Annotated in this window: 21 protein-coding genes and 2 pseudogenes; 11 read left to right on the top strand and 12 right to left on the bottom strand. The window is 45.2% G+C overall.

Going from position 1 to position 21,867, the window contains the following annotated elements; all coding sequences use genetic code 11:
• Nucleotide 1 precedes the first annotated feature (1 nt).
• Both MY523_RS13375 and MY523_RS13380 read right to left on the bottom strand, forming a co-directional pair.
• Nucleotides 2-1,111, bottom strand: a complete 1,110-nt coding sequence (locus tag MY523_RS13375; protein WP_250655196.1) for a hypothetical protein — start codon at nucleotides 1,109-1,111, stop codon at nucleotides 2-4.
• Entirely contained in the window at nucleotides 1,108-3,837 is a 2,730-nt protein-coding gene (locus tag MY523_RS13380) for a DEAD/DEAH box helicase family protein (RefSeq protein WP_250655197.1), read from the bottom strand. Before MY523_RS13380 ends, MY523_RS13375 begins: the two co-directional genes overlap by 4 nt.
• A 345-nt stretch (nucleotides 3,838-4,182) precedes the next feature.
• On the opposite strand from MY523_RS13380, the gene MY523_RS13385 reads away from it, so the two are divergent.
• On the top strand, nucleotides 4,183-7,650 hold the full coding sequence (locus MY523_RS13385; RefSeq protein ID WP_250655198.1) for a TM0106 family RecB-like putative nuclease: 3,468 nt from the start codon (nucleotides 4,183-4,185) through the stop codon (nucleotides 7,648-7,650).
• Here the strand turns inward: MY523_RS13385 and MY523_RS13390 are convergent.
• Together MY523_RS13390 and MY523_RS13395 are read right to left on the bottom strand one after the other, a co-directional pair.
• Nucleotides 7,637-7,852 carry a helix-turn-helix transcriptional regulator gene (locus MY523_RS13390; RefSeq protein ID WP_045857757.1) on the bottom strand — a complete coding sequence of 72 codons (216 nt, stop codon included), beginning with the start codon at nucleotides 7,850-7,852 and terminating at the stop codon, nucleotides 7,637-7,639. The two genes, MY523_RS13385 and MY523_RS13390, sit on opposite strands and share 14 nt — an antisense overlap.
• A 259-nt stretch (nucleotides 7,853-8,111) precedes the next feature.
• Nucleotides 8,112-8,360, bottom strand: coding sequence for a helix-turn-helix transcriptional regulator (locus tag MY523_RS13395; protein WP_250655199.1), 249 nt, complete (start codon nucleotides 8,358-8,360; stop codon nucleotides 8,112-8,114).
• A gap of 80 nt (nucleotides 8,361-8,440) precedes the next feature.
• Here MY523_RS13395 and MY523_RS13400 point away from each other — a divergent pair, with 80 nt between their 5' ends.
• The 5 genes and pseudogenes from MY523_RS13400 (at nucleotide 8,441) to MY523_RS13425 (ending at nucleotide 10,611) form a co-directional block, all read left to right on the top strand.
• Nucleotides 8,441-8,743 carry a type II toxin-antitoxin system HigB family toxin gene (locus MY523_RS13400; RefSeq protein WP_250655200.1) on the top strand — a complete coding sequence of 101 codons (303 nt, stop codon included), beginning with the start codon at nucleotides 8,441-8,443 and terminating at the stop codon, nucleotides 8,741-8,743.
• 92 nt (nucleotides 8,744-8,835) lie between these two features.
• A complete protein-coding gene (locus MY523_RS13405; protein WP_250655201.1) occupies nucleotides 8,836-9,204 on the top strand; it encodes a helix-turn-helix domain-containing protein in 369 nt (122 codons plus the stop codon).
• Nucleotides 9,197-9,903: pseudogene (locus tag MY523_RS22025) on the top strand (TOTE conflict system archaeo-eukaryotic primase domain-containing protein). The gene MY523_RS13405 and the pseudogene MY523_RS22025 overlap by 8 nt, the downstream one beginning before the upstream one ends.
• A 145-nt stretch (nucleotides 9,904-10,048) precedes the next feature.
• Nucleotides 10,049-10,297 carry a type II toxin-antitoxin system ParD family antitoxin gene (locus MY523_RS13420; RefSeq protein WP_250655204.1) on the top strand — a complete coding sequence of 83 codons (249 nt, stop codon included), beginning with the start codon at nucleotides 10,049-10,051 and terminating at the stop codon, nucleotides 10,295-10,297.
• Nucleotides 10,297-10,611: a type II toxin-antitoxin system RelE/ParE family toxin gene (locus tag MY523_RS13425; protein ID WP_250655205.1), complete on the top strand. Its 315-nt coding sequence runs from the start codon at nucleotides 10,297-10,299 to the stop codon at nucleotides 10,609-10,611. The genes MY523_RS13420 and MY523_RS13425 overlap by 1 nt, the downstream gene beginning before the upstream one ends.
• A gap of 196 nt (nucleotides 10,612-10,807) precedes the next feature.
• Here the strand turns inward: MY523_RS13425 and MY523_RS13430 are convergent, their stop codons facing one another.
• The 3 genes from MY523_RS13430 to MY523_RS13440 all read right to left on the bottom strand — a co-directional run bounded on the left by MY523_RS13430 (nucleotide 10,808) and on the right by MY523_RS13440 (nucleotide 11,930).
• Entirely contained in the window at nucleotides 10,808-10,990 is a 183-nt protein-coding gene (locus tag MY523_RS13430; protein ID WP_250655206.1) for a hypothetical protein, read from the bottom strand.
• On the bottom strand, nucleotides 10,990-11,265 hold the full coding sequence (locus tag MY523_RS13435; RefSeq protein WP_250655207.1) for a type II toxin-antitoxin system Phd/YefM family antitoxin: 276 nt from the start codon (nucleotides 11,263-11,265) through the stop codon (nucleotides 10,990-10,992). The genes MY523_RS13430 and MY523_RS13435 overlap by 1 nt, the downstream gene beginning before the upstream one ends.
• A 200-nt stretch (nucleotides 11,266-11,465) precedes the next feature.
• Nucleotides 11,466-11,930, bottom strand: a complete 465-nt coding sequence (locus tag MY523_RS13440; RefSeq protein ID WP_250655208.1) for a M15 family metallopeptidase — start codon at nucleotides 11,928-11,930, stop codon at nucleotides 11,466-11,468.
• A 391-nt stretch (nucleotides 11,931-12,321) separates the two neighbouring features.
• Between MY523_RS13440 and MY523_RS13445 the strand changes: the two genes are divergently transcribed.
• Nucleotides 12,322-13,029 (top strand): hypothetical protein, encoded by a 708-nt coding sequence (locus tag MY523_RS13445; protein WP_250655209.1) that lies wholly within the window; start codon nucleotides 12,322-12,324, stop codon nucleotides 13,027-13,029.
• A gap of 132 nt (nucleotides 13,030-13,161) precedes the next feature.
• Here the strand turns inward: MY523_RS13445 and MY523_RS13450 are convergent, their stop codons facing one another.
• The gene (locus tag MY523_RS13450; protein WP_250655210.1) at nucleotides 13,162-16,113 is read right to left on the bottom strand and encodes a ricin-type beta-trefoil lectin domain protein; all 2,952 of its coding nucleotides are present in this window, start codon (nucleotides 16,111-16,113) and stop codon (nucleotides 13,162-13,164) included.
• A gap of 386 nt (nucleotides 16,114-16,499) precedes the next feature.
• Between MY523_RS13450 and MY523_RS13455 the strand changes: the two genes are divergently transcribed.
• The 3 genes and pseudogenes from MY523_RS13455 to MY523_RS13465 all read left to right on the top strand — a co-directional run bounded on the left by MY523_RS13455 (nucleotide 16,500) and on the right by MY523_RS13465 (nucleotide 17,520).
• Nucleotides 16,500-16,667, top strand: coding sequence for a hypothetical protein (locus tag MY523_RS13455; RefSeq protein WP_250655211.1), 168 nt, complete (start codon nucleotides 16,500-16,502; stop codon nucleotides 16,665-16,667).
• 49 nt (nucleotides 16,668-16,716) lie between these two features.
• Nucleotides 16,717-17,061 (top strand): annotated as a pseudogene (locus tag MY523_RS13460) (AraC family transcriptional regulator ligand-binding domain-containing protein); the annotation flags it as partial.
• Nucleotides 17,038-17,520, top strand: a complete 483-nt coding sequence (locus MY523_RS13465; protein WP_250658821.1) for a helix-turn-helix domain-containing protein — start codon at nucleotides 17,038-17,040, stop codon at nucleotides 17,518-17,520. The pseudogene MY523_RS13460 and the gene MY523_RS13465, both read left to right, overlap by 24 nt.
• 169 nt (nucleotides 17,521-17,689) lie before the next feature.
• Here the strand turns inward: MY523_RS13465 and MY523_RS13470 are convergent, their stop codons facing one another.
• The 4 genes from MY523_RS13470 to MY523_RS13485 form a co-directional block, all read right to left on the bottom strand.
• Nucleotides 17,690-18,355, bottom strand: coding sequence for a CocE/NonD family hydrolase C-terminal non-catalytic domain-containing protein (locus MY523_RS13470; RefSeq protein ID WP_256470538.1), 666 nt, complete (start codon nucleotides 18,353-18,355; stop codon nucleotides 17,690-17,692).
• Nucleotides 18,356-18,373: 18 nt separating this feature from the next.
• Complete coding sequence (locus MY523_RS13475) at nucleotides 18,374-19,306, bottom strand: alpha/beta hydrolase (RefSeq protein ID WP_250655213.1); 933 nt, start codon at nucleotides 19,304-19,306, stop codon at nucleotides 18,374-18,376.
• A 141-nt stretch (nucleotides 19,307-19,447) separates the two neighbouring features.
• Nucleotides 19,448-19,930 (bottom strand): Hsp20 family protein, encoded by a 483-nt coding sequence (locus MY523_RS13480; protein ID WP_250655214.1) that lies wholly within the window; start codon nucleotides 19,928-19,930, stop codon nucleotides 19,448-19,450.
• A 221-nt stretch (nucleotides 19,931-20,151) separates the two neighbouring features.
• The gene (locus MY523_RS13485; protein WP_250655215.1) at nucleotides 20,152-21,030 is read right to left on the bottom strand and encodes a LysR family transcriptional regulator; all 879 of its coding nucleotides are present in this window, start codon (nucleotides 21,028-21,030) and stop codon (nucleotides 20,152-20,154) included.
• A gap of 182 nt (nucleotides 21,031-21,212) precedes the next feature.
• Here MY523_RS13485 and MY523_RS13490 point away from each other — a divergent pair, with 182 nt between their 5' ends.
• Nucleotides 21,213-21,821 (top strand): glutathione S-transferase family protein, encoded by a 609-nt coding sequence (locus MY523_RS13490; protein ID WP_250655216.1) that lies wholly within the window; start codon nucleotides 21,213-21,215, stop codon nucleotides 21,819-21,821.
• Nucleotides 21,822-21,867: the final 46 nt, after the last annotated feature.

Here is a 21,867-nt window from a genome sequence, read left to right on the forward strand (position 1 = left end):
CTTATAGATTCCAATCATGGGCTGCAATGACATGCCAGGTATGCTGATTTTGCTGGTCTTCTTCAATCCAAAACTGATTTGCCAGTTCAGCCCTATCAGGTAGTGTAAAATTCCAGTCTGTAAAAGGTTCGAGTGCTTTTTCTCTCCAAATTTGATATTTGCTATTAGTGGCATACATATTAATATTTTTCTCTAATCTCCATTCAGCCCACTTTTTAGCATCCAATTCAGTCAATGCTGATATTGAAATATTGTGTAATTTCATCGTATCAAACGAGCCAAACTTCTTAACAGATGGTTTGTTTACTTTTACCGAGCGCTTCATATTGATTCGCTCAGATTCAGTTGTATTTTCAAAAACTACTGACAAAATTTCCGTTTTCTTATCCCATTGTTCAAGCAAGCCTTCACTACGCAGAAGTTCTTTCAAAACTTGCAGGCGACTGATTGGCTTAACCCGATGTGAAAAAATAAGATCCTTTCCGCGCTTCACATCGACATTGCCATCAATCACATTCCACTCGATGTAATACGGTTTTCCTTGAGGTGAGATGCGCTCACCTTTATGTTCAATTTTATCCACTCGTACTTCCGAGCCACCACCTATTGGTTGTTCTTGCAAACCAATTAGCTCCTTAACAGATTGAGGTATCTTCGATAACTTATCAGCCCGCGCTTTTAAGTTATGACGGTTCTTTCCCAGCCCGATTGACGCTGCACTTGGCTCTGTGTGCGCGTCAATAGTCAAAAGTGGATGGGGCAATAATGGCTCATGACAAACGCAAAGGCTCCAACATCCATCTTCTGGCACTAGAATTTGATCTTTCTTAAGAGCAATCAGTCCTGTCTCAGTGAGCCTGTATTGGCCTCGACTAGACTCCGCAAGCCCATATAATCGACATATGTTTAGTAACCTATCAGCAACGACACGACGTCCGATTTTGTCCCCAAATAAATGCTCGGAGCACTCAGCAGAACTCGCATTCGGATAATCTTGAAGGAATTGCAGCACGCAGTTAATTTCTGGACGGCTATCTGCCAGCGCGATTTCACCCTGTATGAGCCAACTTTCAGTCTTAATTTCTCGTTTTAGTATGATGTCCTGGCTCATAGTGCCTCCTGTGATTCAGTCTCGATTGTTGTAGACCAGTAAGAATTGCTGGCAAAAGTACCTAACACACCCGATGCCTTTTGCATTGCAGGGCGGTTTCCGTACACAATGAGCTGATGCTTGGCCCTCGTAATTGCCACATTCAAGCGATTTGGGCTTTCAAGAAAACTCGTGGGATGGTTATTTGCGAAACTAAGCATGACAAAATCAGCCTCATGCCCCTGAAAACGGTCTACGGTACATATCTGAATATCAATATACGGTGAGGATTTTTCACCTCGATAGAAATGCCTTACTCCGTGATGATTTCCCGTCCACTTTCGTAAAGCTCGACGTATAGCTCGCTCTTGAGCCCGATAGAATGCCAAAACAGCAACTTCCCAAGGCTTTTGTTGGTTTTTCTCAACATTTGGGTTTGATTTTGCCCAAGAATCAAAGCGACTTAATTCTTTTAATATTTCTTCTACTTCAGCGGTGATTTCACCTTCTTTGCCTTTTCGACCTTTAACATCGTGCCATATACAACGATGTGAGCCGCTTCGGTATCCCCAGTCCCGCTTTTCAGCTTGGCCATCAGGACTTTGCAGTGCTTTTTCATGGTATATATGTACTCGGGAAAACTCGGCAATGTCTGGATGCATTCTGTGCTGGTAACTAAGCCGTATTTGTCGTTGTTCCAAAACACTGGCTGGAAGTCCATCAGACAGAGCGGTGCCTTGTTTCTGATACTCTGTTCGTTCAAATCCAACTTGCAGTGATTCAAGGATAGAAGGCAGTGCGATCCTACGTACCCTGTCTATTGCAGTGAACGTATCTTTTTCTGAGTCAAATGGTAGTAGCGCTTTGATATCTTCCTCTAACTTATTAACAGTTTTAGAACTTCCGTGAGATTCTGTATTTAGGCGCTGTTCGTACATACGAGCCAGTCGCCACGCTAACTGGGATTCCCAGCTATCGGACTCGGTCTTGATTTTTGTACGAGTTAATCTCGAATGCGCTGCAAGTCGCATTTCTAACTTTTCCGGTAACGCAGGCAGCCCCCTTATGGTCGTCAAATCCAGGGGAAGGTGATTAGCATTCTGAGCGATGAACGCTGATGAACCAAGGACTACTGATGCGTAAGGGAGATCTGTCTTCGGACCTTTAGATGATGCAACCAATACATTTTTGGACTTTGCTTGCTGATGATAAAATTCAATTGTCTTTTCATCGTCAGTGCAAACCAAGGATACTTCTCGTTTCTGAATATTGATTTGTCGAGCAGAGAAAATATCTGCGCATGCTTCTCGCTGATAACTATCCTGTAAACATGGCTGCAAATTTACTTCGGTAGCTTCATCATCAACATAAGGTGAAAGCTGTTTTGGATCTCCCACCATGATCCAACGCTTGGCAAGTACCGCTGGCACCAAAAACTCTTGAAAAGTTGTTTTTGATGCTTCATCAATAATCATCACATCGAAGATTGGCGATGTTGATTGTTTATTTTTGATATCAGGATGCTGAAGCAACCCAATAGTTGTCCCGCAAACTAAATTCGCCGCTTCAAGAACAAGACGCTCAACAATATGTTTACCTTCGCCGACCTTACTTTTAAGTAACTTCTGACTAACTGAAATGTGCGGTTGTTGCTGAAGATGTTTTAGCAATCTTGTGCGTTCAGTTTTAACAAACTCTTCTAATTGCCATGGCTTTGCCTTTTGAGAAACGCTTGATTTATCTCCAATCCGTACAGGTAACACCATGTCGCGATAAATATTTTCTTCAGACATCATTCGTTCAAGAACATTGTCAACAGCAACGTGTGTTGATGCACAAAGTAAGATCCGCTTACCTCGCTTTATTAATTGAAGAATCAGTTCGCAAATGGCTGTAGTTTTGCCAGATCCTGGGGGGCCTTCAAGGAAGGCAAAGTCTGGTGTATTGAGTGCAATATTTACAAACTCACGCTGCTGAGATGTTCCCTCTCTTGCTCCATCGGTAAGAACGTAGTAGTCATCGTTAAATAAGTGCTCATCATAAGGAACATTCGGCCACTTAGCATGATCCTTACCTTCAAACAGCCTCAATAGCGGAAGATGGTGAATAGAAGGGGTGTCTTGTAAGCTTTGTAATGCATTAATCTGACACTTTAACTGGTATGTGTTTGGACGAATAACCAAATAGTCGTGGTCAGGTAAACGATCCAATAACAAGCTGTCATTCTCTACATTTCTGTCCTGGACTGAAATTGCGTTGGATTTATTGAATCCAACATTGCTTTGTGATTTCCCAGTCAAATGCCAACCATAACCGTCTGGACACTCATACGACGACAGCCCATTTCCTAATTCACTCGCAATTTCGTCCGCATGCTTCTCAGTCGCATACGCCATTTTAGGCTTGCCGTGACTTCTACAATTTGGGCATTCCCTAGCAGCACTGCCTACAGCTTTCCATCTCGCAGGACTTGCTTCGTAAACAGTGTCAGTACTTTCATCTAAAAAGAGCTTTAAGTTCTTTTCGAAATCACCACAGTTATCAGCTGGCTCAACTAATTGTACCCATACTCCACTTTTAGCATCATCTAGTTTTTCCCAAGCTATCGCTTTCACAGCCTTCGTACTTTCTAGGTATTTTCGAGTGGTGTCTAAATACTTATAAAAGTCACCAAGACCACTCACTGCTTTACTAAGCAGGATGTCTGGCCTGTGAATTCCTAAGTTTGCGTATCTCAATAACGCCATCTCATTTCCTCAATTTCTATTAATAACACTTCCTGTTTTCAACCTTTGTGCCAACAAGCTTTATCTTTCAAACCTCATCACCTACGGCCACCAGATAAAACAAAGGTTAACTTTAAAGGGGTGTTATTGCACCCGAAGGTAATAATATTAACCCACTCCGAGCTATTGATTAACTATATTTGGATGGTTGAAGGGCTCAAAAAGGATGAGCAATAAGAGATTAAACCTTCAGAAAAGGCTTGGTGCCTAGACCTCCTTACTTGGCAAATGTGCTCTAGACCGATCATTATGAGCCACTTTCTATGTAATAATGACCACTAAAAAGAACAATCAAGTCAGGCAAATATGTATAAACAATACGGACAGTTTCATTTCTCCCCCTCAGACCTGACCCAGTACATGGAGAGCCCATTTGCCTCATGGATGGACAGGTTTTCCATTGAGCATCCTGATCAGGCGCCAGAAAAAGACCCAGCCGATGCTTTGATGAGTTCCCTCGCACAAAAGGGCTATGAGCATGAAGATGCGTTGGAAGCAGCCTTTATTGAGCAAGGCCTCAATGTAGTTAAAATCGAAGGTGAATCGTCAGATGAAAAGCGCGCCAATACGATTGCAGCGATGCGCCAAGGTGTTGATGTCATCGTACAAGCCCGATTAGAGCTACCTCCTTTTGGTGGCTATGCAGACTTTCTGGTTAAGGTAACGCATGAAGCAGAGTCTAGCTCTCCTGCTAAAAAAAAGAGCAGTCTCGGTGATTGGCATTACGAAGTATGGGACACCAAACTCGCCAACAAGTTGAAGCCGACCTTTGTCATCCAGCTGTGTTGTTATGCGCAAATGCTTGAATCCATACAGGGGTGCCTGCCAGAGTTTATAACGGTAGCTTTAGGCAACGGTGAAAATGAGCGACTCAGAACGAGTGACTATTTTTATTATTACCAAACTTTGAAATCATCATTCTTAAACGATCATAGTCACTATTCGGTAGACAATCGACCAGACCCTGCCGATTCTAAAAATTGGGCCGATTGGAGCAATTACGCTGAATCTCTAATGGTTGAAAAAGACCACTTATTTCAGGTGGCGACTATCACCAAAGGCCAAATCAAGAAGTTGAATCAAGCAGGCATCAATAAGATGCAAGAACTAGCGACGAACGACATCGAACATGTGCCTGGGATAAACACGATAGTTCTTGAGAAACTGAAAGCTCAGGCAAAAATCCAAAAGCAAAGTGCTGGCAACGCCATTCCGCGATTCGAAATCATTACGCCTGCGCCCAATGAAAAATCAGGTTTAGCATTACTCCCGCCACACTCACCGCTGGATGTGTTCTTCGATATAGAGGGCTATCCACTTGATGAAGGTGGCTTGGAGTACCTTTGGGGCAACACATATTTTGATGAAGAAGGAAATCGACAATTTAAAGACTTTTGGGCTCACAATCCTGAACAGGAAAAACAGTGCTTCCAAGATTTTATTCAATGGGTTTACCAGCGTTGGCAGCAAGACCCAAAGATGCATATATACCATTACGCCAATTATGAAATCGCAGCCTGCCGCAAATTGATGGGCCGTTACGGCGTATGCGAATACGAAGTAGACCAGTTGCTTCGCAATGAGGTTTTCGTCGACCTCTACAAAATCGTTAAAGGCGGCGTCCTTCTGGGAGAGCCTCGGTATTCAATCAAGAATGTAGAACACCTTTATCGCGGAAAGCGTGAGACTGAAGTTGGCAATGGCGGTGACTCGGTTGTGGTCTATGAGCAATGGCGAGAACTACACTCACGAGGTGAACAAGGCGACACCTGGGAAACCTCAAAGATCCTCAACGATATTAGGGATTACAACATCGATGATTGCGACTCAACCCAGGAGCTGGTCGATTGGTTGCGACAACAGCAAGCCGAGCATGGCATCGTTTATTTAGGTAAAACCCCTTCTTATAAAGACACTGGCACCGAACCCGATGTCAAAGAGGAAGTAACAGAGCGTACGCAGCTACGTGATCGTCTGCTTGAGCGCGTCTTATCAGAACTTGAGTCAGATCCAAGAAAAGCGGCATTAACTGAAAACCTTGCATGGGTGCTCGAGTTTCATCGACGAGAAGCTAAACCCATATTCTGGCGTTTATTTGAAAGACTTGGCTTAAGTCACATTGAGTTGATGGACGACTTAGATTGTTTGGCCTGCTGTGAAAGAACAGAGCGTGAACCATTTAAGCCTACGCCAAGAGCGCGTAATCTGGCTTATGAATATCGATTTGATCCCACACAGGAATTTAAAGGCGCGCAAAAACAATTCTATTTATTGGGTGTCGAAACGGATGACGGAAATACCGCAAAAGTTACCTTTGTCCGAGAGGAAAGCGATCTTGAAAATGGTCTGGTGGTCCTGCAGTCGAAAGAGGAGCCACCAGCGGTCGTATCCTTAGTACCAGACGAATACGTCAATCCAAATCCAATTCCACAAGCCATCGACCAGAGCGTTAGCGAATATGAAAGTGGACAGCTAAGTTCAGGTCAATCAGCCATCATTGATTTTCTGACGCGCTCCAAACCCCGTATAAAAGGTCACACCGAAGGGCCTATCGCACCCAGTCACGATCCGGGTGAACGACTCCAACAAATCATTCATGCGATCAGCAACCTGGATTGCAGTTACCTAACGATCCAAGGGCCTCCTGGTGCTGGTAAGTCCTATACCGGTAAGCATGTTATCGCAGAGCTTATGAAGTCCGGTGCAAAAGTGGGAATTGCCAGTAATAGCCACAAGGCGATCAATAACCTGCTATTGAGTACAGCAAAATACTGCAAAGAAGAAGGTATCTCAGCCACCTTCGGCTGCACCAAAGACAATGAGCCTGAGCTGGCTGACTATGACGTTGCCATCCTAAAGAACAGCGAGCTGGTCAATCATATCCAACCGGCTTGTGTGGTGGGTACAACAGCATGGGGATTCGCTCGAGAAGATTTGGCGAGCGAACTCGACTACCTTTTTGTGGATGAAGCAGGCCAGGTTGCCGTTGCAAACCTGATCGCCATGAGCCGCAGCACGACCAACCTTATTTTGATGGGTGACCAAATGCAGTTAGGCCAGCCCTCACAAGGCACACACCCGGCCGACAGCGGCCTTTCAGTGCTGGACTACCTCTTACACGAAACTCCGACCATTCCAGACGACATGGGCGTATTTTTGGGCACAACCTATCGAATGCACTCTAAGGTCAACCAGTTCATTAGTGAACATATTTACGAAGGAAAATTGGAGTCACACCCGTCTAACGATAAACGAATTATCGATGTGCCTTCAGACTATGAAGGGCCGCTTAATATTGAAGCCGGAGTCTTATTCGTTCCGGTGGAGCATGAAGGCAATACACAGGCCTCTGATGAGGAAGTGGCTGTCATCCGGGATCTTGCCAATAGTTTGATTGGAAGGACTTTTCATACTGGAAAGTCATCCCCAGAAACTAGACCCATCGACTGGAACGACATCTTGTTTGTCGCCCCGTATAACCATCAAGTCAGTAAACTTCGCGCTGCGCTAGGGGAGCAAGCCAAAGTGGGCAGTGTCGATAAGTTCCAAGGCCAAGAGGCCCCAATTGTGTTCTTGAGCATGTGTGCCAGCGACGCCAGTGAATCCCCCCGAGGACTGGACTTCCTCTTCGATAAGCACCGCATTAATGTAGCTATATCGAGAGCACAATCACTGGCAGTAGTCGTCGGCAATCCTAATATCGGCAAAACACCGGTGAGCCGGGTTGACCAGCTCAAGTTGGTAAATCTGTTTAATGCAGTCACGAAGAACTAATACTTTCTTTGACAGCCTCAGAAGTCGACTGCCTCAAGCAGTTGGCTTCATAGGCCTCAATATCTTTCTCCCGATACATAACTCGCCCCTGTAGTTTCAAATACCTGGGGCCAATCCCTTCGGAACGCCACCGCTCTAAAGTCGCTTCACTTACGCCCCATCGATTCGCCAGCTGCCTCTGATTCATGTGTATTACCGTCATAAAAACTCCTGTGTTGGACTATTTGGTAACCACCATGAACGCTCAAAACTACGGATCAAATCAAGCTAATTAGGGTTGGTTAGGGGCATAAATATCGATAGCTAATCGCAGGTATTTAATGGACTTGTTCGGTTGCGAGTTAGGGAACTGAACCCGCGTCCCGTCCCACCACCAAATTAAGGTTCAGCCAGAACCAAAGAAGACCCGCAAAGCCTTTAAAATCAAGCTTTAGCGGGTTTTTTTATGTCTATAGCATCCGTTAGCGTCCGATAAAATCCATGAATTTTAGTAACACTGAATGTAACATCAAGGCGATGTTACTATGGCTCGTAGAACCCTCCCCCTGTCTGACACACAAGCAACTGGCCTCATACTCCAGCACATCTTCTTGCCTGTACCTAACTTGACCACCAAGTTTCACATAAATCGGGCCTATACCCTCTGAACGCCAGCGCTCCAGTGTCGTTTCGCTTACCTGCCAACGATTACATAACTCTCTTTGCGTCATAAGTGCTTGATATTAATTCATGTTGATTCTCCAGTATATTTTAGTTGATACAGTCCCAATTTGGGACTACCATTAACTCTATGAGAATCATTGCCCTATCGACACTGAAAGCTTTCTGGGAAGAGCACCCAGAGTACATGGATGCTAAAGAGCCAACGCTCGCCTGGTATCGGCATGCCTTAGCAGCCGATTGGAGCGCACCAGCTGATGTAAAGCAGGACTTTAGAAATGCCAGCGTCCTCAAAGATGGACGAGCGGTTTTCAATATTGCGGGCAACAAATACCGACTGGTCGTTTGGGTCAACTATGCCTATCGAGTGGTGTACATCCGATTCATAGGCACCCATGCGCAATACGACAAAATTGATGTACAAACTATTTAAACTGGCACCTCGCAGTTAATCAGGGGTGGGTAGCTTTCCGCGTAGGAAAGCATTAGAAGTGAAGTTGTACTCCGCATAGGAGAACGTTGATTATGAACATTAAACCGATTAAAACTGATGCCGACTACCGAGCGGCATTAAAAGAAATTGAAAGCCTGATGATGGCTGGCCCTGATACGCCTGAAGGTGAAAAACTGGATGTAATGGTCACGCTTATCGAAGCTTATGAGTCCAAGCATTTCCCTATGGAACTGCCTGACCCTGTTGAAGCCATCAAGTTTGAGATGGAGCGTAAAGGTTTAACCGTAAAAGATCTTGAGCCAATGATTGGTAAAAGCAACCGAGTCTATGAGATTCTCAATCACAAGCGCTCGCTCACACTAAAAATGATCTGGAAGCTGCATGAAGGTTTGGGTATTCCTGCTGAATCCTTAATCAAACCACCTCAAGCGCATGCTTAAGAGTGATATATTTCAAAACACAACCGAGATTGACGCTCGGCTCGCAGAGCTTGAGCAGGAGAAAAAGCAGCTTCTAGCTCTCAGAGAGCAACTCCAGCAACCTTCACCGAATACATCAGACTCCCCCCTATATTCGCCAGAACAAAAGATTGCCATTTTCAGAGGATTGCTTAGAGGCCGAACCGATATTTTTGCTAACCGCTGGCAAAACAAACAAGGTCGTAGTGGTTACTCTGTTGCCTGCAATAACGAGTGGGTACAAGGAATCTTCATAAGCCTCGCATCAAATGTCAGGATTGCACTCACCGTCAGTTCACAGAGTTAAATGATCAGATCATTTATCGCCACTTAGCTGAGCAACGAGTCGTTGGCCTTTATCATTTGATGCAAGATAACACCTGCTACTTTCTTGCCGCTGATTTTGATAAAGATCAATGGCAGCACCTGGCTAATATCGAGTCTATTTCACACAGTAGACTGACAAAGCTACTGACACAGATTTCACCAAACTCAGCGTTATTTAAAGAGCAAGAGGTTATAGAGAATCCCGTCCCCTGGGAAATGACCGCCAAGGCAAAACCTCTTTTATTGGAAAACCCACCAGAAAAGATAACCGTCACTCTTGCAAATCATGTTTATTTTAATTTAAGTGAGCTACCAACTGCGTTAGCGGCAAGGTTAAGGCCTTGCTCAAATTGAGCGGCCTTTTTTGTTGCTTTGTTTAAAACATAAATAGATCTGATACCTTTTTAGGTACCTTTTTACAAAAGCTAATCAAATATTGCCATATCGGGCAATGGGTACTATATTCATATTTATTAAATATGAATATTAGAGGTAAGTCATGGCAACCACCAGCTTAAGTTTGGGTGAGCACTGGGAGGTGTTCATCAAGAATGAAATTTCCAGCGGTCGTTACGGCTCCGCCAGTGAAGTAGTGCGAGATGCTTTACGTGCCATGGAAGAACGCAAAAGCAAACTGGAGGCCCTGCGCTCACACTTAGCCGAAGGGGCTACCCAGGCCAGCAATGGTGACTTTGTTGATAACTTCTCAATGGACTCACTCATCAACGACCTGGACGCTGAGACCTAGTGAAGCAAAAGATCAACAGTAAAGTTAGAGTTACCCCGCGTGCCCGCGACGATTTAAAAAATATCGGCCGCTATACAGAACAAACATGGGGCAAAACTCAACGAAACCGTTATTTGAAGAGCATTGACGCTCGTTTTCATTGGCTTGCTGAAAACCCACAACTAGGCAAGCACCGAACGGATATCTGCGAGGAGTACTACAGCTTCCCCGAAGGCCAGCATGTCGTTTTCTATCTGATTGGCAGAAACAGCATCGATATCATCGGCATCCCCCACAAAGAAATGGACATTATCAGTTACTTCTTGGAAGGCTGACAACCACGTCCAAAACGTGAAAAGCTCTGAAACAGCAAGCTACAACCATCACCAGCAAGCTTCGACTGAGCAACTCTCGAACGGCTTTTCATATTGATAATTGTCACCTTTTTAAATAATCACTGGCATGGCAATAACCTAGACTTGGAACAGGGGCGCTGTAAAAGAGATTGCATATCACGACGACCATCAGCGATCACCATGACATAGACATTCTGTGCAATAACTCGATAGATAATACGATAAGGCTTGAAAATGTCTCTTTTATTTTGTCGAGCACATATTCCGCTTTTTCTGGTGCATAATGAGACTCGATATAGTCGTACAAATCTTCAAGATCGCAAGCTTCATCATCAGTGAGAAAAACCTGATAACTCATTACCGGTTTTTTCTCTGGCTACGCAGCTTTGAAACAACATCGGTTGCAGGCTGAACTTTTCCCTCGTCGATCTGACGCTGACCCAGAGCCAACATTTTCAACAGAGCCATAGTTTCCTGGGTTTGCTCATAGCTTTTGATGTCCTGCATATCAGCCTTAGCCTCACCGTTTTGAGTAATAACCAAGGGCTGCATGTGAGTCGACAGGTTGCGCACAACTTCAGCGGCATGAGCGTTCAAGTAACTAATAGGCTTAATCTGATCTGATAATTTCATAAACACCTCTTATTAAGACCAAATATAGTCCGATAACAGGACACCAATCAATTAGAAAGGTCAGTTGAGGTCAGGTAGTGCACGCATTCTCATATTGATAATTGCTACCAATTCCTAAAAAGGCCGCTCAAATTGAGCTGCCTTTTTTATTGCTTTTGTCCCTTCCTTTTTGCTTCCTCAGAGCTTGATATCAAAAAATATTATGGGTATGTAATTCTAGGTAATTCGTAATGCGGCCCATCGAGGAAAACTCGTTTATTCATTTTTTTACGCCTAGCGCTGTAATCATTAACCAAATCTTCAGTTGGTTCGTTACTATTGGTAAAGTCTATATCCCATGCTCCGCCCCATGTCAGAGGTATGCTAAGTTCTTTAGCGGCTAGCCTAACGGCATCAGCAATGACAAATATGGGCTCCCACTCCCATCTAAGTTTGCCATTGATATAAGGCACCAAATCTACTGCATGTCCAGTTATGTGCCGAGAATTCAGAGTTTTACTCGCACCGCGCTTTACCAGTTCTTTTTGCTCCTCAAGCGTCCTTATACCGTCATGAACGCTGAAATCCTGTGGGGTAATTTGAATGGCTCGCTTAACTATAGAGACTAAGTCCTCGTGTACATTATTTAGCTCCTTTAAAGAGTTAGGCCCCAGTGCAAATGCCATAGTTATCTCCTTGTTGTATATACCGAAGATTGACCTTTACCAAACTCATCAAATTCAATAATTTTGAGATAAAGAGTAGAATAAACTGCTATAACTGCCAGATGAAAGCTAGAACGTTTTCGCTGATTAAACTTAACTTTTATACTCTAAGCGCCCCTTCCACACTCATGCTGTTGCCGAGATCGAGGACAGGAGTAAGGCGATAGCAACAGAAAAGTTTTCACCTGCAGCTATAAATTAGCTCGCGTTGTTTGAGCCATAAATCCCTACCCTCTCCTTTTACTCAATTATCAATTGATAACTCCTACTCGCGTTGTATCGTGCTAAATTTTAAAGTTGATAACCTGACATTGTTCATACAGCCCCATTACAATCAAAGATGGATACCCTCATGAAAAAGCACACCTGGTTTCAGCTTGATGAGCACCCGGAAGTCTATTTTGGTCAATACATCGTGCCGAATTTTATATCGAATTCGGTTGCTATTCAGACATCAGAAAAGCACTGGGTATTTATTAGCCCAGGCGAAAAGCTATTGAATGCATGGCTTGAAAAGTGGGGTGACCAAGAGATAACCATCAGCATTATTTTCCCTAACTCATTTCACTATATGGGAGTTAACGCTTGGTTAGAGAAGTTTCCTGATGCAAAGCTGTATGCCAGCGAAAAAGCCTCACGACGATTAAAGAAGAAAGGCTTCCAAAATATACTGCCCCTTGAAAACAACAGGCCTGAGCTGCCTGCCGGTTATCAGGTGCTGATTCCCCCCGGTCATCGTGGCGGTGACGTTTGGTTGTCTAAACGCGATGACGCACAAAATAACCTATGGATTACCTGCGACAGCTTTTTAAACTATGAACGGGTTTCAAACCAGCCTGTTGCACGCGCGTTGCAAAAAGTATTAGACGCAGCCCCAGGGTTGAAAATTAGTCAGGTGATCAAGTGGTTGTTACTAGATCGCCGGTCAGCGTTTAAGCCATGGGTATTGCACCAGTTACAGCAGGATAAGCCTCGCATTTTGATACCGAGCCATGGAGAAGTAGAGCGTGATTCGAAGTTAACAGAAAGGTTGGAAGCACTGATAATGAAAAGTCTCTGAGGCTGCCGGTACTCACCACTCTTTTCGGCGCTAAATAAGCACTAAGGGTTGATGTAGTATTAAGCGAAGAGCAACCATGTTAACGGTTACTCTTCGCCAATGGTAATTTAAACGATATTACCAAGTCTTAGCCTAGTTCAGTACCGGGCGCCATCGCTGATTAGAACCGCCGTTATAGTCCCAAATAGTCACCTCTGCGCGGTCATAGTTGCCGTTAGCATCAATCACTTTATTATGGTTGGCACGCAGGCGGAAATAGCCGTTATCATGATCCCATTTCTGGGCATTGCCGCCATTGCAGTCCCATATCTGAACCTGGGTGTTGTTGCTGGTATTTTGGGCCGATAAATCAACACACTTGTTCCAGTTCAACTTGCTACGAACGGTGCCATCTTTGGGGTTGTAATACCATTGCTGGTTGTCGCCGCCATGACAGCGGTCTAGCTTAAGCGCGTTACCATTGGCGGTATTGCCGGAGGGAAGATCAAGACAACGGCCTCCTTGATGGGTTCGGTAAGTCGTCCAGACATAAACCTCTCTATCGGTGCGCAACTCCCAGGCTTGGTTATTGCCGCCGTGAAACCACCACTGCCCCACATTACCACCATTACCCGAACCATAGGCATCGGCAACATAGTTCTGGTTGTTAGCATTACGCAACCAGTAACCATCAAACACCCACTGCATATTCGAGTGGTTGTCGATGCATTGCCATACACCCACTCCGCCGCCATTCCAGGTTTGCCCTTTGTTGTCCAGGCACATGCTGCTATCGGCTCGGTTGCGTAACGTACGGGCCGATTTATCATAAATCCATTGCTGGTCTTCTGATTGAGGCTGGCAGTCCCATAGCGCAACATTCTGGCCATCATAGAGATTATCGTCATCACCTGGCACACCCATACAGCGCCCTGAATCCCAGCCGACAATACGGACATAAAGTTCAAGCGGATTATGGTAGGCGGTATTAGTGTTTGCCTCGGCACGCTCCCACATCTGCAAGTAGGCCTCGGCAGAATTCATAATGGCTTCATAAATTCGCGTTGGGGCTTGTTCACGAATATCCTGCAAGTGGTCAGCAACCATGCCGTAATGCGCCATGCCATCATTGTTGTAATTGTATGTGCGATTACCGGATTGCTGCTCATTAACGACCAGGCCAAACTCGGTCGTGAATGGGTACTCCAATGGGTTCGAGCCCGCATCATAGCGTGGGCCAGGCTGATTACCCAGACCACTCATATCGGTGCCAAAACTCACACCATTGACATAGGGCGTTTGTTCAACCTCATCCAGATACCGGCTGATTGAGTTGGATATTGAGTGGGCATCCCAGTTGTACGGCGTAACGAAACCACCCGCTTGAATGGCTCTTTTCAAGTTGTTGTGAAGCTCACCATTCTTACCTGCCGTCATCCAACTATGTGAAGAGATAACGCCGCTGTAACCTCGGGCCTCGGTAATATCTAAAACAGACGAAGCCGTTTCCTCACTCATATGGTCTAACTCAATCAACATTTTCATGTCGATCATGCGGTTGACCAGATAAACACCCAGCTCGGTCAAGCCATTATCATTACAGTGCTCAATGCCTTGTTCATATTGAGGATTGCCAGCTATACCATTGATGATATCCCCAATGACGGGAACACTGCCCAACTCGGGGAAACCTGAAGTCATCGAAGGGCCATGGGTGTGCGCATCACACTCTTTGGTATCAAAGAAGTAACCCGAACTGAGCCACTGACCGGCATTGATCAAACCGTCTTCAACACGCGAGCCACCAAACTTATTATCAAACTTGTGTGTGGGATAAAGTACCCGAACACCTTGCTCATATAGCGCTTGCAGCTGGGTTTCCACACCATGTCGGGTACAGTGATCTTTAACACCACAGTTAAAGGTTTCTGAAGCTTCAACACCAATCAATACAGCCAATTTGCCATCGGCTATGACCTCTCGCGCCTGTTCAGGCGAGGTCACAATACGAAACCAACCCTTTCCAATACCCCCTTCCTGCGCATCAATGTAACTTTGCATTTCGTTCAAGCGCTGAATTTGCAGACGGATGCTATCCATCGTATTACAGCTGTTATGGCCGACCCAACTAGCAGGGTTGACCGTAGACTGCATATTGCAGAGCACTTCGTTTTCGACCAAGTGGGTCACAATCATGCGCTGCCCTCCCAGATAGGCCCGCTCTATCCACTTATAGTAATACCCCATATGACTCATTTGCCTATGGTTGGGCCAATGAGGAAAGTCAGGATAACCACGTGTATCGTAGCGGTAATTAACATCACCATACGCCTGCAAGTTGCCGATGATATCCAGAGAGCCCCATGGACCATGGATATTGCTACTATCACTTAACGCAGTTTCTACCCCCCAAGGGTGGAAGGGGTAACCATGCATAAAACGCCCGCCCATAAATTCGTAAGAGGTAATATGGGTATGGGGGTCAACAAAGCCGCGAACCGGGTCATTAACATCGCCTTTTAACGAATCCGAGTTACCAGCAACATTGGTTTCGATTTCCGGCGGAGGCGTGCACCCCGTGTTAGGTACCAGACGGAACCACTCCTCACTGGTGTTAAAGAACGGGTTCAGCAGATCGATAAAGTAAATGCCCTCACTAGACCAGTTATGACGCAACCATTTATCCAGCGCATGGCTGTTAAAGCGATAAAGGTATTCTCCATTGACCTCTTTGTAGTCCACGCGCCAATTCGAGTGTTTGCCAGAAACCGTACCCGCAGTAATATCCGCCGGGAAGCGGGTATCCAGGTAGCGGCCATCCACGTTATATGGCCTGAAGTGCCCCAAAGAGGAAGGTTTCATAAAAAACTTGGCCGCATCACCAATACTGCTCGCTCTGAAATCATAACTGCGTCCGTCATTGATGCTGCCACCGCTGTAGTAAGCGCGCATGTAACGGCCATTGTGGGGGGACTGAACGGAGTAGCAACCCTGTGCCAGGGAATAAACAGGATGGTCTTGAGGCGCATTACTCGCTGCCTGCGCCCAACTTGACACGAGTGCAGAACAACCCAGTATCAAAGGGCTTAAGTGCTTTAGTTTCATCGTTTCACCTAAATTATTTTTATTTTATTGCGCGATGGTCTGTATGAGCACCATCACCCGGTGCACAGCGAAGCAAAATGCGGCATGGAAAACGCAGGTTTACATTTTCGTTCGGCTAACCTTTGCTTCGAAGACAACTATTGCAGCATTCAAATCTAGCATGGCAGAAAATGGGACGCTCGATCTAAAAGGTCAAAGTGTTTACTTATCGGCTCAAATTATCAATGTGATAAATAGCGCACAAACATACTCTGAAAGTATGCTTATTTTTAAAACATCGCCGTCATTACCCTCTTTACTTTGCTTCGCTAAACAGCGAATAATGCGATAAACCTAATAACAATAAAAATCGACTACACATCGATATAGTCGAGAGCGATATTTTCATGAGCAGTGACTACCAAGCTTCCGTTCTATATATCAAAATTGCTCGTCAGCATGCCGCAGCACAAAATATTGACCTGCCAGACCTTCTTGCGGACTCCTCCCTCCAACAACCAGCGAAACAAGACCTGCAAGATAATAAAAAGCTACCGCTAAAAACAGGTTCTTGATTATTGGGAGCAAGCCGCTAAAACCTGCTCAGACAACGCGTTTGGTCTTCATACAGGGCAGCACTGCCACCTGACAAGTTACGGAATTTTCTCTCATCTGCTGATGAACTGTGCCACCATCTATGACGGAATGCAGCTTATTGATAAGTACAGTTTCATGATGAACGAAGCCTTGGTCAGCGAGTCAAAAACCGAGCAACGGGTCACAACGTATAGTTTGGAATACTTATATCCGCACTCCGCCTCTTTTCATCAGGTGGAATTTCATTTCGCCTCGATGGTTCAGCTCGGACAACAAATTGTCGCACGTAAAGAAAAAGACCGCGTAAAGCCACTTCGGGTGGAGTTCTCTCACCCACCGACTACCGCAATGGCCGAGTATCAGCATATTTTTGGTTGTGAGGTGCTGTTTGAGCAAAAAGCAAATCGCATTATTTTCTCTTATGAGACATTGCTACTGGCTTCAAACGCTCCGAACAAAGGGCTTTATGAGCATCTGCTCAAGCAGGTTGATTCGATTTATCAAGCTGACATCAGCCAAAAGCGATACCGCTATAAAGTCAGCGAGTACCTGAGGTCAGAAAAGGAGTGGCAGCACTGGCCGAGTTTAGACGAGACGGCCAACGCTTTAGGGGTCAGCGTGAGCACCCTGAAACGAAGGCTAAAGCAGGAAGGCAGCTCGTATCAGGAGATCTCTGACCGCATCCGTTATCAACGAGCACAGCGCATGTTCTGCTCACCCAAGCATACTGTTAGCGAAGTCGCCTATCGCCTGGGGTTCTCGTGTTCGGCATCGTTTGGTCACTCATTTAAACGTTGGAGCGGAATGTCACCAACAGAATATACCAATTAAGACGTTTGCCTGCGTCAAGGCAAAGGTCACCCCCCTCCGCGTCATTGATCAAACTGGAATTTCTTACTAAAGACCAGCTTGCACCGTCACAAAGATTTAAGAGATTTAAGGGAGCGGTGACAAAACGTAATCATTCTCATTGTCCCCCCCTCTTGTTGTCATTAAAAATCTACAAAACCGGTAATTTCAGCACAGATTGTTGTCCCGAGTGATATTTGATTTTTAGCTTAAATTTGGAGTCTGGCAGTTTTCCATAGCTTGAGTCCTGAGTATCAATTGCTAGCACAAGCTTGTGGCCCTGAGGAACATCATAGGCCGTTGCGAGCAAATCAAAATCTAGTGTGATCGCTTTTCCTGATTGGGTAACTGGAAGAGTAAAGGGAGCATGAGTAATTAGAGTCCCCATTCCGGATGGTTTCATATCATAAAGGTATGCGACCACTTGTACCTGAGAGTTTAGCGGTTCAAATTGAAGTGTAAGATTCGCATTTCCCCTGATTTTCATCGTTCTATCGAGGCGATTAGTTTCGTACCAAACTCCATTTAGTCGAGAAATTGCAGGAATATAGGCGGTAGTAGGTATATCAAATTGCTCAACAAGTTGAGAGATAACCGGTATACCAGAATCCGCTAGGGTGTCTAAGTAGGAATTTATGTAGTCAGATCTGGACCATCGGCTTTGGAAAGGTGCGTCTTCCAGCTCTCCTGCTAAACCAAAACCACGTGGATGAAGATGGTATTGTACCATTTGGGTACCTGGTACAGGGTAATCGTCAAAGGTTTCGACATGTCCATTCGACTTAACTTCCATCTGTACAGGAGGTTCATGCTGTATGCCGTTATCTTCACCTTTTTAGAAGTGGTCAAACCAACGGCGGGCATTTTTCAGAATCTTATTTGAACCCAGTCCCAGCATGCCGAGCAATTCATTACTAGCGTGGGTTCCTGGTACTAAAGTCAGGTGCTTGGGAGTGTTAAGTTGTTGGTAAAAGTCGAGCGTATTATTTGAGGGGAACAGATAGTCACCCCAGTTTTTATTCAGGTAAATTGCAGTTCCGTTGCTATTAATTTGATCAATGAATGAGATAGGAGATCGTGGTCTGCCCCACTCAGTGAGTTCATCAATCCTTTCAACTTCCTGGTTTAATAGCACATTATAATATTCATGAATGACGGGATCTGGTCGACCAGTAATCTGGCTCGAATAATCCAGTATCTGTCCCCAGGCTAAAGGGGTGGTGCTGTTACCGTATAGAGACTCTATCAAACTTCCCCAGCCACTCATGGATGCCACAGCTTTAATTCTTGAATCATGGGCGGCGCCAATGAGGGCAATACCCGCACCATAGGATATCCCGGCAACCCCTATGCGCTCTGGGTCTGTCGGAGTATTCTCAATTAACCAGTCGATTACGATGCTAAGATCCATTGTATCATTAGGGCCTGCAGTATCGATCAGCCCCTCAGAACTCCCAAATCCGCGCGTGCTATAACTTAAAACAACATATCCGTCTGCTGCTAGTTTTTGTGCCTCTGAGGTATATTCGTATTCATTCATGGTCCAGCTGTTAATAAATATGATTGCAGGATAGCTGTCTGCACCACTGGTCGGAGTAATCACATTTGCAGTAAGAGTCACTCCATCATCCGACGTGATCAAAATATCATCATTAATGGTGTAGTCATCAGATTGGGTGAAATTAGGACTGTCTAGAAATCCTTTAGCAAAAGTAATGGTGGGAATTAGAGGGCTTTCTGCAGAAAACGCAAAGGTTGAGGAAAACAATGAACAGGACTCATTCCATTTATATAACCCTGTCAAGCAACGCATAACACTGCAACGTCATACGTCTAGTACATCACCTGCCATGATGGCAACAATAAAAACAACACAAGGCTGCGGGTTGCCCGCAGCCTTATTCCCCGATTAGGCAGCTTCATTGCCTTTTTCGTTCGCCTTGTTTTCGGAATTGTGCTCCAACACATTCTGGTTTTGGTTGATTGAGATTTTCTTAGGCTTCATCGCCTCTGGAATTTCCTTAACCAGGTTAATGGTGAGCAGTCCGTTTTTCAGATCGGCGCCTGTCACTTCTATGTAATCCGCAAGGTTGAACTTTCGTTCGAACGCTCGGTTTGCGATACCATGATGCAGGTATTTATGCTCTTCTGTTTTCGCTCTTTCGCCGCGAATGGTGAGCACGCCTTTTTCCACATTAATATCGAGTTCGCTTTCTTCAAACCCTGCTACAGCCAGAGCTATGGCGTACCGATTATCGTCAAGCACTTCGATATTGTAGGGTGGATAACCGGTCGCAGAACTATCAGATGTTAGTGCACTATCAAGCAGTGCCCCTAACCTGTCAAAGCCGATACTGCTGCGGTAAAGTGGGGTCAAATCAATTGAGTTCATAATAGATCCTCCAATAAGAAGCAATGTAAAATAAATTCAAATGAGGTAGACAACACTCTGTAATAAGACGAATTGCCTACAATTTTTTAAATAAGGTTTCCGATATTATTTTCAAGGGATTTGTTTAAAAAATTTCGCAATCAATTACAAAGATCGATAAAAACACCGATTTTACAGCATCATAAAATACAACATTGGGTCGCTTGCGGGATTGAAAGCTATCAATATTTGTTGGCAAACCACCGCTCTAAAAACTCAATACATTGAATCAGTTTTGAGGGCACAAAATGCCGCGCAGGGTATAGCGCATATAACGTCAATTTGGGTTTATTGGCGTTTTTCAAGACTTCAACGACCTCCCCTTTCGCTATCGCCTCCTTACAGACAAAGTCAGGGATAAAACCAACCCCTTGATTCCTTTTAATCGCCTCCATCATAAAGATGGTGCTATTAACACGTAACGTGCCATTTATTACAACGCCATCTTCAATCGGCCAGGTGTTTTTACCTTGGAAATAGCTGTACACGAAACAGTTATGCTCGCTTAGGTCTCTGGGAAGCGTAATCGCCGGGTGATGATCCAGGTATTCAGGCCCAACACAGACTCGATACCGAAAATCAGTGAGCGGCCGACCAACATAGTTTGAATCAACAGGACGGCTTGACGCCCGAAACCCCAAGTCAAACCCCTGCTCGACTAAATCAATACTCTCATCCCCAAGGTGAATATCTAACTCTATATCAGGGTAAGCCTGCATAAAGTCTGCAAACAGTGCAGATAAATCTGTGATACCTAACGCCATGGGGGCGTTGATTTTCAGTTTTCCGCGTGGCTGGCATTGCAGCTCTTGTACGAAATTATTGGCATCTTCCAGCTTTTCCAATATCTCCCTTGCCCGCTGTAAGTAACCCTCGCCAACATGGGTCAGCTTTACATTTCGTGTGGAACGATGAAGTAAACGAGCACCCAATTCACCCTCAAGCCGGCTAATTTCTTTGCTAATCATCGATTTCGAAGAGTGGGTCTGCTCTGCAACTCGGGTAAAGCTACCCAAGTCGGCCAGACGGACAAATAGCTCGATCGCTCTTAATTTATCCATGCCACGGTTTCGCTGAAGAAGAGGTCATTAACACTGTCAATTGTTTCCATAATGAGAACACTTGGTTTTTATTGTAGCTATATATCCACTTAACCTGAAGCACTAAACTTTTCTTCGTCGCCGTTAACTACATGTTTGCGGCGGGCTTAGAACATAAATTAATCTGAAATGAGGTCTAAACAATGTACACCTTATACTACCTACCCAGTGCGTGCTCCTTGGCAACACAAGTCGTCCTTCGAGAGCTCGGGCAAGAGGTCGACATTATCGATATGCAGAAGGTTGCGGACTTTAACAGTATCAACCCTGTCGGTTCCGTTCCGGTGCTCGTTGACGGTGACAGCACACACAGGGAAGGCGCGGCAATCATGCTGTATCTGCTCAATAAACACGACAATACCATGCTGCCCACCGCAGGGGAGGCCCGAGAAACCGCTATTCAAAATATCATGTTTGCCAATGCCACCATGCACCCTGCCTACGGCCGCTTATTCTTTATAGCCCAGTACATTAGTGATGAGAAAGCCAAGCAACAAGCATTTGAAGCGGCGGCCCAGGCGATCACCCGCTTATGGCAAGTGGTTGATCTGCAACTGGAACAACAGGAATTTTTAGGCGGAGCCCAACCTTCAGCCGCAGACATTATGCTAACCGTTTATTCGCGCTGGGGCGCCAACTTTCCGGTCGATATTCAATTCGGGCACAACACCCAAAAAATGATTGAGAAAGTACAAACCATGACCAGCTTTAGACAAGCCCTCGAAACAGAGCAACTGCGCTCAGCGGCCTAGCAGCTATACCGTCATAATCAAGACAGCCCTTTGCGCAACGCTTCAT

Origin of the sequence: Alkalimarinus coralli (assembly GCF_023650515.1) — a bacterium.
GTDB classification, from domain to species: domain Bacteria; phylum Pseudomonadota; class Gammaproteobacteria; order Pseudomonadales; family Oleiphilaceae; genus Alkalimarinus; species Alkalimarinus coralli.